Source organism: Mesorhizobium sp. 113-3-3 (genome assembly GCF_016756495.1).
In the GTDB taxonomy this organism is placed as follows: Bacteria; Pseudomonadota; Alphaproteobacteria; order Rhizobiales; family Rhizobiaceae; genus Mesorhizobium.
Window position 1 is genome coordinate 2,216,270 of record NZ_AP023243.1, and the last position, 13,102, is coordinate 2,229,371.

General features: G+C 64.0%; 2 protein-coding genes. Both read left to right on the top strand.

Going from position 1 to position 13,102, the window contains the following annotated elements:
- The first annotated feature begins 2 nt into the window (after positions 1-2).
- Entirely contained in the window at positions 3-7,388 is a 7,386-nt protein-coding gene (locus JG746_RS10775; RefSeq protein ID WP_202358113.1) for an MBG domain-containing protein, read from the top strand.
- A gap of 17 nt (positions 7,389-7,405) precedes the next feature.
- On the top strand, positions 7,406-13,087 hold the full coding sequence (locus tag JG746_RS10780) for an MBG domain-containing protein (RefSeq protein ID WP_202358114.1): 5,682 nt from the start codon (positions 7,406-7,408) through the stop codon (positions 13,085-13,087).
- Positions 13,088-13,102 lie beyond the last annotated feature (15 nt).

Consider the following 13,102-nt stretch of genomic DNA (forward strand, 5'->3'; position numbering starts at 1 on the left):
GCATGCGAAGCCAAGACTTTTCAACGCATCGCCGCCGCACCAGCGCGCCGCTGATGGCGCTGCTGCTGACGTCGACGGCACTCGTTGGCTTCACCTCGGCGCGGGCGCAGGAACTGCCGACGGGCGGCAGTGTCGCCTCGGGCGGCGTCACCATTTCCAATCCGTCATCCTCGCAGCTCAGCATCAAGCAGTCGACCAATTCGGCCATCGTCAACTGGCAGAGCTTTTCGATCGGTGCGGGGGCAACCGTCAACATCGACCAGCCGACATCGTCCTCGACGATGCTCAACCGCGTCACCGGCGGCACCAGATCGACCATAGCGGGCCAGCTCAACGCCAATGGCCAGGTGTTTCTCGTCAACCCCAACGGCATCGCCATCTCCAAGACCGGCAAGGTCAGTGCCGCCGGCTTCGTCGGCTCCTCGCTCGACATCAGCGATAACGACTTCAAGGCAGGCAAGCTGTCGTTCCAGGGCAAGGGCGCCTCGGCTCCTGTTTCAAACGAAGGCTCCGTCTCGATCGGCCGCGGCGGCTATGCCGCGCTGATCGGCGGCAGCGTCGACAATGCCGGCTCGATCAGCGTGCCATTGGGCAAGGTCGGGCTGGGTTCGGGCGAGAAGGCGACGCTCGATCTCTCCGGCGACGGCTTCCTGCAAGTCTCGGTACCGACCAAGGCGGATGGCAACAACGCGCTGGTCAGCAATTCCGGTACGATCAGCGCCGATGGCGGGACGGTCGAGCTCAAGGCCGCGGCGGTGCGCGATGCCGCCCGCCAGGCGGTCAACATGTCCGGTGTCATCGAGGCGCGCACGGTGTCCGGTCAATCCGGCGCCATCGTGCTCGGCGGCGGCGATGGCTCGGTCGAAGTCTCCGGCACGCTCGATGCTTCGGCCAACGCCGGCGGCAAGGGCGGCAAGGTCACGGTGACCGGCCGCAAGCTGAAGCTCAAGGCAGCCAAGGTCGATGCCTCGGGCAAGGACGGCGGCGGCACGGTCAAGATCGGCGGTGACAAGCAGGGCAAGGGCACGCTGCAGCGAGCCCAGACGACCGAGGTTGATGCCAATACGACGATCAATGCCGATGCTACCGGCACCGGCGATGGCGGCACGGTGATCGTCTGGTCGGACGAACAGACGAAGTTCGCCGGCAAGATTTCCGCGCGCGGTGGCGAGGACAACGGCAATGGCGGCTTCACGGAAGTGTCGGGCAAGCAGCGCCTCGACTTCACCGGCTCGGTCGACCTTCGCGCCCGCTTCGGCGACACCGGCGATCTTCTGCTCGACCCCTACAACGTGACGATCTCGAATGGCGCCGATACCGGTGGGTTCACCGCCAGCTCCAATGACAGCGTCATCAATGTCACCACGCTGCAGAACCAACTGGCGCTGGCCAACGTCACCATCTCCACCGGCAGCGGCGGTTCGCAGGCCGGCGACATCACCATCGCCGCGCCGATCAGCTGGAGCGCCAACACGCTGACGCTCAGCGCCTATCATTCGATCGTCTTCAACGCGAACGCCACGATCGGCGGCGTCGGCGGTCTGTCGCTGGTCACCAACAATGGCGGCACCGGCGGCACGATCTCCTACGCGCTCGGCGCCTCGGCCACTTTCACCGGCACCCAAGGGGCGCAGGCACTGTCGGTCAACGGGCAGGGCTACACGCTGATCTACGATGTCAACGGCTTGCAGGCGATCAACAGTGGCCTGACCGGGCGCTACGCGCTGGCGAAGAACATCGATGCCAGCGCTACGTCCAGTTGGAACAGCGGTCTCGGCTTCATATCGCTCGGCACCGACGGCAACAGCAATATTCAGAACAGCGGCAACGGCTTCACCGGAACCTTCGACGGGCTTGGCCACGCCGTCGATGGACTGTCGGTGACGCAGTCCGCCGCCCAATATGTCGGCCTGTTCGGCTTTGTCGGCGCGGGCGGGCTTGTCCAGAATGTCGGCGTCACCAATGCGACGATCCGAGGATTTAAGACACTTGGTGGGATCGTGGGCTTCAATGCCGGCACGGTGACCCAAAGCTATTCGACCGGCCAGCTCTTCACGACGCAGTATGGATCCGTCTCGGGCGGCCTGATCGGCGAAAATGATGGAGCGCTCTCCGACAGCTTCTCCTCCGTCATCATCAACGCGCGCGATACCAACACCGCGGGCGGCGCGGTGGGTTTCAACAATTTCGGCACCATCGATCGTGTCTACGCCATGGGTGCCGTCGATATCGGCAGCGGCGGCGCCGCCGTCGGCGGTCTCGTCGGATCGAATTATGGCTATTCGTTTGTCGGTAATGGCGGCAGGATAACCGACAGCTATTCGACCGGAGCGGTCAGCGGCGGGTGGAATGTCGGGGCGTTCATCGGCAACAACCTCTATGACGGTACGGTCACGGGCGCGTACGACACGTCGACATCCGGTCCCTATAACACCACATCCTCCGCAAAGCCCGCGATCGGCGGCGGCACCACCGGCCCCAATGTCAATGTCGTCGGCCTGTCGACCTCCAGCTTCCAGAACGGCGGCGCGAGCGGCCTCAGCGCCGCCTACGGCGGTGGGACCGGAGGCCTTAATCCCTATCTGAAGAGCTTCTATCCGAATGGCGCCCAGGCGATTTCCGGAATTGCCTATAAGGATAGCGGCAACACGCCCCTGATTTCCGGCACCGGCCAGCCCTATTACACAAAGAATCCCGGTCTTGTGTCCGTCGTTTCCGGCGGCGTCAAACTCGGTACTGTCTCAACCGGCGTCAACGGCTACTACTATCTCGTTCTGCCGGCCGGCACCGTCTCGAACGCGGTGCTTGCCTACACCGTTGCCGACGCGGACTCGGGCGCCAGGAACGGCGTGACGTTCCGGACCGGTCTGCCCGGAGGCAACATCTCGAACCTGAACATCTATGGCGACTGGCGCCTCGACGAGGCGGATGGCTCGATCGCTTCGCTGTCGGCACTGAACAGCGCATACGCGTCCACGGCAGGTTCGACCTCGGTCGGCAGCCTGTCCTTCGCCAACCGCCAGATCGAAACCGCGGTGACCACCTTCGCCCTCGATCAGGCGCTCTCGGCCGGCACCGGCACCCTGGCGCTGTCGTCGAACGGCACGGTGACACAAGGGGCGACCGGCAATGCCATCACCGCAGGCTCCCTATGGTTCGGCGGCAGCGGCTCGTTCGCGCTCAATGGCGCCGGCAACCAGATCACCAATGTCGCCGGCAGTGCCGGCTCCGTCGATCTGCGCGACGACGCAAGCCTGACGGTCGCAAGTGCCTCCAATGCCCGCGGCGCCAGTACAAGCGGGGTCAACGCCACCGGTTCCGTCAAGCTGCGGACAACGGGCGACCTGACCATCTCGGCCAGCGCGCCGGTCAGCGGAGCGAACCCCGTGCTTGCCGCCTCCGGCAAGTTCATCAATAACCGGGGCAGCGATGCCGTCACCGCTAGCAGCGGGCGCTGGCTGGTCTATGCGGCGAACCCCACCGGCAACACATTCGGCAATCTGGACAGCGGCAACACGGCGATCTGGAACACGGCGGCGGGCGGAGCGGTGAGCGCGGCCGGCAATCGCTATGTCTTTGCCTATCAGCCGACGCTGACCTTCACGTCCAACAACGCGACGAAGACCTATGGCGATACCGTCCTGCCGCCGCTGACCTATTCGGTGGCAGGCTACCAGACCGGCGTGATCGGCGCCTATCTCGGCGATACCGCCGCGACGACCTTCAGCGGCGGCCCAAGCGTGACCTCCGTCAACCCGCCGAGCAACACGCAGGTAGGCGCTGGATCCTACGCGATCACCGTCAGCGCCGGCAATCTCGCGGCGTTGAGCGGCTATGGCTTCGCCTACAACAGCGCGGGCCTTCTCTCCATCGGCAAACGCGCGGTGACGGTGACGGTCACGCCGGGCCAGGGGAAGATCTATGGGGATGCCAATCCCTCCTCCTATGGGTACACCGTCTCCGATCTCGGCGCCGGTGTGGCTTTGGCCGGCAGCCTCACTCGTACGGCCGGGAACAATGCCGGGACATATGCCATCAACCAGGGCAGCGTCACCAACGCCAACAATTCTAACTACGACATCACCTATGTCGGGGGCAATTTCACCATAGCCCAGCGGGCGATCACCGTGACTGCCGTCGCCAAGAGCCGCACATACGGAAGCAGCAATCCGGCGCTCACCTATCAGCTCACATCAGGCAGTCTTGTCGGCAGCGACAGCCTGACAGGCGCGCTGGCGACATCGGCGACAACAACGTCCAACGTTGGCAGCTACGCCATCACGCAAGGCACACTCAACAACAATAACTATGCGATCACCTATGTGGGCGCCAACTTGTCGGTGACGCCACGCGCCATCACGGTGACAGCCGATGCCAAAACCCGCATCTATGGCGATGCCAACCCCGCGCTGACCTATCACCTCACGTCAGGCAGTTACGTCAATGGCGACAGCCTGAGCGGTGCTCTGGCGACGACGGCGACGACGGCATCATCCGTCGGCAGCTACGCCATCACGCAGGGCACACTCGCCAACAGCAACTATGCGATCACCTATGTGGGCGCCAATCTGTCGGTGACGAAACGCGCCATCACGGTGACGGCCGATGCCGGGACCCGTGTCTATGGCGACGCCAACCCGGCACTGACCTATCAGCTGACTTCGGGCAATTTCGTCAATGGCGACAGCCTCGGTGGATCGCTTGCGACAACAGCGACGACGGCATCCGGTGTCGGCAGTTATGCCATCACGCAGGGCACGCTTGCCAACAGCAACTACGCGATCACCTATGTCGGCAGCAATCTGTCGGTGACGCCGCGCGCCATCACGGTGACGGCCGATGCCAAGAGCCGTGCGTATGGCGACGGCAATCCGTCACTGACCTACCAGCTGACCTCGGGCAATTTCGTCAATGGCGACAGCCTCGGTGGATCGCTTGCGACAACGGCGACGACGGTATCCGGTGTCGGCAGTTATGCCATCACGCAGGGCACGCTCGCCAACAGCAACTATGCGATCACTTATGTCGGCGGCAATCTGGCGGTGACACCGCGCGCCATTACGGTGACGGCCGATGCCAAGAGCCGTGCGTATGGCGACGGCAATCCGTTACTGACCTACCAACTGACCTCGGGCAATTTGGTCAATGGCGACAGCCTGAGCGGTTCGCTCGCAACAACGGCGACGACGGCATCCGGTGTCGGCAGCTACGGCATCACGCAGGGCACGCTCGCCAACAGCAATTACGCGATCAACTATGTCAGCGCGAACCTTTCCGTGACGCCGCGCGCGGTCACGGTCACGGCCAATGCGGGGCAGAGCAAGATCTATGGGGACAGCGATCCACTGTCTTACGGCTATACCGTATCCGATCTCGGCGGTGGCACAGCGCTGGTCGGCGTTCTCGACCGGGCAGCCGGCGAGAATGTCGGCACCTACGCGATAGGGCAGGGAACGCTGACCAATGTCTTGAACTCGAACTACGACATCACCTATGTCGGCGCCGATTTCAGCATCGGCAAGCGGTCAATCACCGTCACGGCCAATGCCGGCCAAGGCAAGACCTATGGCGATGCGGACCCGACCCTTGGCTACACGGTTTCCGATCTTGGCAGCGGTGCGGCACTGGTCGGTGCACTCGATCGGGCGGCGGGCGAGGATGTCGGCACCTACGCCATTGGGCAAGGGACGCTGACCGGTGCGAACAATGCGAATTACGACATCAGCTATGTCGGTAGCGATTTCAGCATCGGCAAGCGGGCGATCACGGTCACCACCACTGCCGGACAGCACAAGGCCTACGGCAATGCCGATCCGTCATCCTACCTCTATACCACATCCGATCTCGGCAGCGGCACGGCCCTCGTCGGCACGCTCGATCGCATGGCGGGCGAAAGCGTCGGCGCCTATGCGATCGGGCAAGGCACGCTGACCAACGCCAACAACTCCAACTACGACATCAGCTATGTCGGCTCGGATTTCACCATCGGCAAACGCGCCATCACGGTGACGGCCAATGCGGGCCAAGGCAAGACCTATGGCGACAGCGATCCGCTCTACTATGGTTACACCGTCTCGGATCTCGGCACCGGCGTCGACCTGGTTGGTTCTCTCGAGCGTGTCGCCGGCGAAAACGCCGGAACCTACGCCATAGGCCAAGGCACGCTCGCGAGTTCGAATGTCGACTACGACATCACCTATGTAGGCGCCGACTTCACCATCGCCAAGCGGGCCGTCACCGTCACCGCCAATGCCGGCCAAGGCAAGATCTATGGCGACGCCGACCCGTCGGCCTATGGCTACACCCATTCGGATCTCGGCAATGGCGTCGATCTGGTCGGCGCGCTTGGCCGCGCTGCCGGCGAGAACGTTGGCGGCTATGCAATCGGGCAGGGCACGCTGACCAACGCGCACAATTCGAATTACGACATCACCTATGTCGGCGCGGACTTCACCATCGGCAAACGATCGGTGACGGTCACGGCGAGCGCCGGCCAGGGCAAGACCTATGGCAACGCCGATCCGTCGTCCTATGGCTACAGTCATTCCGATCTCGGCAATGGCGCGGCTTTGGTTGGTGCTCTCGACCGCGCCGCCGGGGAGAATGTCGGCAATTATGCGATCGGGCGAGGCACGCTGACCGACGCCGCCAATTCGAACTACGACATCACCTATGTCGATGCCGGTTTCAGCATCGGCAAGCGGGCGGTGACGGTCACGGCGAGCGCCGGCCAGGGCAAGATCTATGGCAACGCCGATCCGTCGTCCTATGGCTACAGTCATTCCGATCTCGGCAGTGGCATTGCCCTGGTCGGCGCGCTGGACAGGGCCGCCGGCGAGAATGCTGGCGCTTATACGATCGGCCAGGGTACGCTGACCAATGCGGCCAACGCGAACTACGACATCACCTATGTCGGCGCGGATTTCACCATTGGCAAACGCGCCATCACGGTCGTGGCGGACGCGCAAAGCCGGCCGCAAGGCATGCCCAATCCGCCGCTCACCTATACGATCGGCGGGCTGGGGCTGGTCGGCGGCGATACGCTTGCCGGCGCGCTCTCGACCGCCGCGACGCCGGCCAGCATACCGGGCAGCTACGCGATCGAGCAGGGAAGCCTCACCGCTTCGGCCAATTACGAGCTGACCTATGTCGGCGCCAACCTGCTTGTCTCGGCGCCCAACACGATCCCGACATCGCAAGCCGCCACCATGGTTGCCTACAACGCTGATGCATTTGGCGCCGGCGCGCCGGTGCCGGTGTTCTTCACCGGCCAGCCTGTGGGTGGAGACACACAGACGCTGGTCGAGGATCCCCGACTTGCAGGCTTCGCCTTCTGCCAAGGCATCGCGCAGACCGCTTCCGTCTGCTCGGTCGCGGCGGTCCAGTAGCGATCGAGGGCGGAGCCATGCAGACCCTTTTCCCGTATCACCGCAACCGCACCAGCGCGCCGCTGATGGCGCTGCTGCTGACCTCGACGGCACTCGTCGGCTTCACCTCGGCGCCAGCGCAGGAACTGCCGACGGGCGGCAGTGTCGCCTCGGGCGGCGTCACCATTTCCAGCCCGTCATCCTCGCAGCTCAGCATCAAGCAGTCGACCAATTCGGCCATCGTCAACTGGCAGAGCTTTTCGATCGGTGCGGGAGCGACGGTCAACATCGACCAGCCGTCATCGTCCTCGACGATGCTCAACCGCGTCACCGGCGGCACCAGATCGACCATAGCGGGCCAGCTCAACGCCAATGGCCAGGTGTTTCTCGTCAACCCCAACGGCATCGCCATCTCCAAGACCGGCAAGGTCAGTGCCGCCGGCTTCGTCGGCTCCTCGCTTGACATCAGTGATGACGACTTCAAGGCGGGCAAGCTGACGTTCCAGGGCAAGGGCGCCTCGGCTTCTGTTTCAAACGAAGGCTCCGTCTCGATCGGCCGCGGCGGCTATGCCGCGCTGATCGGCGGCAGCGTCGACAATGCCGGCTCGATCAGCGTGCCATTGGGCAAGGTCGGGCTGGGTTCGGGCGAGAAGGCAACGCTCGACCTTTCCGGCGACGGCTTCTTGCAGGTCTCGGTACCGACCAAGGCGGATGGCAGCAACGCGCTGGTCAGCAATTCCGGTACCATCAGCGCCGATGGCGGGACGGTCGAGCTCAAGGCCGCGGCGGTGCGCGATGCCGCCCGCCAGGCGGTCAACATGTCCGGTGTCATCGAGGCGCGCACGGTGTCCGGTCAATCCGGCGCCATCGTGCTCGGCGGCGGCGATGGCTCGGTCGAAGTCTCCGGCACGCTCGATGCTTCGGCCAAGGCCGGCGGCAAGGGCGGCAAGGTCACGGTGACCGGCCGCAAGCTGAAGCTCAAGGCAGCCAAGGTCGATGCCTCGGGCAAGGACGGCGGCGGCACGGTCAAGATCGGCGGTGACAAGCAGGGCAAGGGCACGCTGCAGCGAGCCCAGACGACCGAGGTTGATGCCAATACAACGATCAATGCCGATGCTACCGGCACTGGCGATGGCGGCACGGTGATCGTCTGGTCGGACGAACAGACGAAGTTCGCCGGCAAGATTTCCGCGCGCGGCGGCGGGGACAACGGCAATGGCGGCTTCACGGAAGTGTCGGGCAAGCAGCGCCTCGACTTCACCGGCTCGGTCGACCTTCGCGCCCGCTTCGGCGACACTGGCGATCTTCTGCTCGATCCCTACAACGTCACCATTTCCAACGCCGCCGGCAACACCGGCGGCAGCATGACAGCCAACACCAATGACAGCGTCATCAACGTCACGACGCTGCAGAACCTGCTCGCAACAGCCAACGTCACCATCTCCACCGGCAGCGGCGGTTCGCAGCAAGGGGACATCACCATCGCCGCGCCGATCAGTTGGAGCGCCAACACGCTGACGCTCAGCGCCTATCATTCGATCGTCTTCAACGCGAACGCCACGATCGGCGGCGTCGGCGGTCTGTCGCTGGTCACCAACAATGGCGGCACCGGCGGCACGATCTCCTACGCGCTCGGCGCCTCGGCCACTTTCACCGGCACGCAAGGGGCGCAGGCACTGTCGGTCAACGGGCAGGGCTACACACTGATCTACGATATCAACCAGCTGCAGGCGATCAACAGCGGGCTGAACGGTCGCTACGCGCTCGCCAACGACATCGAGGCCAGTTCCACCTATTCCTGGAACAATTTGATGGGGTTCACGGCCCTCGGCACTGACGGCAACACAAATATCCAGAACGGCGGCAACGGCTTCAACGGCACGTTCGACGGTCTTGGCCACATCATCAACCAGATCTGGGTCAGGCAGATCCCGGCCAATTATGTCGGCCTGTTCGGCTATATCGGCGGCTCGGGCGTGGTGCGCAATGTCGGCCTGGTCGACAGCTATACAAGCGGCTCGTATGACACCGGCGCTATAGCCGGCTTGAACAAGGGCATGATCTCCGGCGTCTGGGCCAGCGGTTACCTCGAAGGCGTTAGCGGCTCCGGCGGCCTGGTCGGGACCAACTACGGCACGATCACCCGGTCGTTCTCGACGGTGGCGGTGCAATCGCGCGATTCCAACAACGTCGGTGGCATTGCAGGCTACAACAGCGGCACGATCAGCCAGGTCTATGCCAGCGGCTCGGTTCTCGGCGGCGACAAGACCGGTGGCCTGGTCGGATTGAATCTGGGCTCGCTCAGCGACGGTTATTCGACCGGGGCCGTGAACGGAACGATGGGGGCCACCGGCATCGGCGGCAGCGTTGGCTTTTCCTGGGGGACCGTTACCAATGTCTATTTCGACACCACCACCTCGGGAACGACCACGGGCGTGGGCAGCGGCGGCACGCCCGGTGTCACCAGCACAGGCCTGACCACGGCGCAGTTGCAAGGGGGCGGCGCCACCGCGCTCAGCGCGGCTTTCGGCGGTGGAACCGGCGGTCTTTATCCCTATCTGAACAGCTTTTATCCGAACGGCGTGCAGGCCATCTCCGGCATCGCCTACAAGGACAATGGTGTCACCCCGCTATCATCGGGCACGCGCCAGCCTGTCTATGTGAAGAATCCCGGCTTCGTGACGGGTGTCTCGAATGGCGTCGACATCGGCACGGTCACCACAGGCGTCAACGGCTACTATTACATCGCCGTGCCGACCGGCTGGATCACGGACAGTGTGCTCGCCTACACGGTCCTTGATCCGCATCCGGACAACAGTTCGGGGGCTCAGAACGGCGTGACGTTCCGCACCGGGCTAGCAGCGGGCGGCAACGTCTCCAACCTCAACGTCTACGGCAACTGGCGTCTCGATGAAGCAGACAGCTCGATCACATCCCTCTCGGCGCTGCAAGATGCTGCCGCGGCGACGGTCGGCTCGACCTATGTCGGCAGCCTGACCTTTGCCAACTGGCAGATCGAGACGGCGGCGACGACCTTTGCGCTCGACCAGGCGATATCGATCGGCAGCGGCACACTGGCGCTGTCGTCGAACGGCACCGTCACGCAGACAAACGGTCTGACGGCGGGCACGCTGTGGCTTGGCGGCACGGGCAATTTCAACCTGACCAATGCCGGCAACCAGGTCGGCACGGTCGCCGCCAACGCCGGATCGGTCAACCTGGTCGATCTGGGCGCTCTCGTCATCGGCAGCGTCACCAATGCGCGCGGCGTGGTCACGACCGGCGCCAATACGACCGGGCAGGTGCAACTGCGGACATCAGGCGACCTGACGATCGCAGCAAGCGCCAAGGTGAGTGGAACCAATCCGGTGCTGGCGGCAGGCGGCAAGTTCATCAACGGCCGCGGCAGCGATGCCGTCACCGCCACCGGCGGGCGCTGGCTGGTCTATGCGGCAGCACCCACCGCCAACATTTTCGGCAATCTCGACAGCGGCAACACAGCGGTGTGGAACACGGCGGCCGGCGCAACGGTGAGTGTGAGCGGCAACCGCTATGTCTTTGCCTACCAGCCGACGCTGACCTTCACCTCCCAAAATGCTTCGAAGGTCTACGGCGACACCGCCATGCCGACATTGACCTACACGGTATCGGGTTATCAGGCGGGCGTGGCCAACGCCTATCTCGGCGACAGCGCCGCAACTGCCTTCAGCGGCGCGCCGTCTCTCTCACCCCCACTCACGCTTGCCACTCAGCAACTCGGAGCCGGGACTTATACGATTACGATCGATGCCGGCGATCTCGTCGCCTCGACCGGCTACGGACTCGCTTTCGACAGCGCCGGATTGTTCACCGTTGCCAAGCGGGCAATCATGGTCACGGCCGATCCCGGTCAGCACAAGACCTATGGCGATGACGATCCGGCTTCCTACACCTATACGGTTTCGGATCTCGGCACTGGCGTCGCACTGGCGGGCTCACTCAACCGTGACGCCGGCGAGAACGCCGGCGCCTATGCGATCGGCCAGGGTTCGCTGACCAACGCCAACAACAAAAACTACGACATCACCTATGTCGGCGCCAACTTCACGATCGACAAAAGGGCGATCACCGTCACCGTCGATCAGGGGCAGGGCAAGGTCTATGGCGATGCCGACCCGGCCGCCTACACCTACTCGGTTTCCAATCTCGGCGGTCTGACGCTGACGGGCAACCTTGACCGCGTCTCGGGCGAAGATGTCGGTACTTACGCCATTGGGCAAGGCACGCTGGATGTCTCCAATGCCAACTACGACATCACTTTCGTCGGCGCCGATTTCACCATCGCCAAGCGGTCGGTCACCGTCACGGCCAATTCGGGCCTGGGCAAGATTTACGGCGATGCCGATCCGTCGTCCTATGGCTACACCTACTCGGATCTCGGCACCGGCGTGGCGCTGGTCGGGGCGCTAGACCGCGCTTCTGGAGAGAATGTCGGCGCTTACGCCATTGGCCAGGGCACACTGACGAATGCCGCCAATTCGAACTACGACATCACCTACGTCAGCAAGGATTTCAGCATAGGCAAGCGGGCCGTCACCGTCACGGCGAACTCCGGGCAAGGCAAGACCTATGGCGATGCCGATCCGTCGTCCTATGGCTACACCAACTCGGATCTCGGCACGGGCGCGGCGCTGGTCGGTGCGCTCGACCGCGCGGCGGGCGAGAATGCTGGCACTTATGCGATCGGGCAGGGCACGCTGACGAATGCCGACAACGCGAACTATGACATCACCTTCGTCAGCAAGGATTTCAGCATCGGCAAGCGCACGGTCACCGTCACGGCCAGTTCCGGCCAGGGCAAGACCTATGGCGATGCCGATCCGGCGCTCGGCTACAGCTTCTCCGACCTTGGCAGCGGCGCCGCCCTGGTCGGCGGGCTCGACCGCGGCGCGGGCGAGACTGTCGGCACCTATGCGATCGGGCAAGGCACGATCACCAATGCCGCCAACACGAATTACGACATCACCTATGTCGGCGGCAATTTCACCATCGGCAAACGGGCGATCACCGTGACCGCAAATGCCGGTCAGGGCAAGATCTACGGCAATGCCGAACCGACGCTTGGCTATACCGTCTCCGATCTTGGCAGCGGCACGGCTCTTGTCGGCGCGCTCGACCGCGCTTCGGGTGAGGATGTCGGCACCTACGGGATCGGCCAGGGCACCATCACCAACGCCGCCAACGCGAACTACGACATCACCTATGCCGGCGCGGATTTCACCATCGGCAAGCGGGCGATCACCGTTATCGCCGATGCGCAAAGCCGGGCGCAGGGCGCGGCCAATCCGCCGCTCACCTATACGATCGGCGGGCTGGGACTGGTTGGCAGCGACACGCTGACCGGATCGCTCTCGACCGACGCGACCACTGCAAGCGCGCCGGGCCGCTATGCCATCGGGCAGGGCAGCCTTGCCGCCTCGGCCAATTACGACCTGACCTATATCGGCGCCGATCTGGTGGTGCGGAGTTCTGATGTGGTGCAATCAGCCGACACCGCCAGCATTGTCGCCTACAACGCCACCACCCATGGCGGGGGGCAGCCTGCGCAGGTCTTCTTCACCGGCCAGCCAGCCGCTGGCGGGACGCAGGCGCTGGTCGAAGATCCGCGCCTTAGCGGTCCCGCCATCTGCCAGAATATCGGCGAGATCGCGGCTGTCTGTAGCGCCGGTTCGGTGCAATAGGAGGCTGTTCGGCGG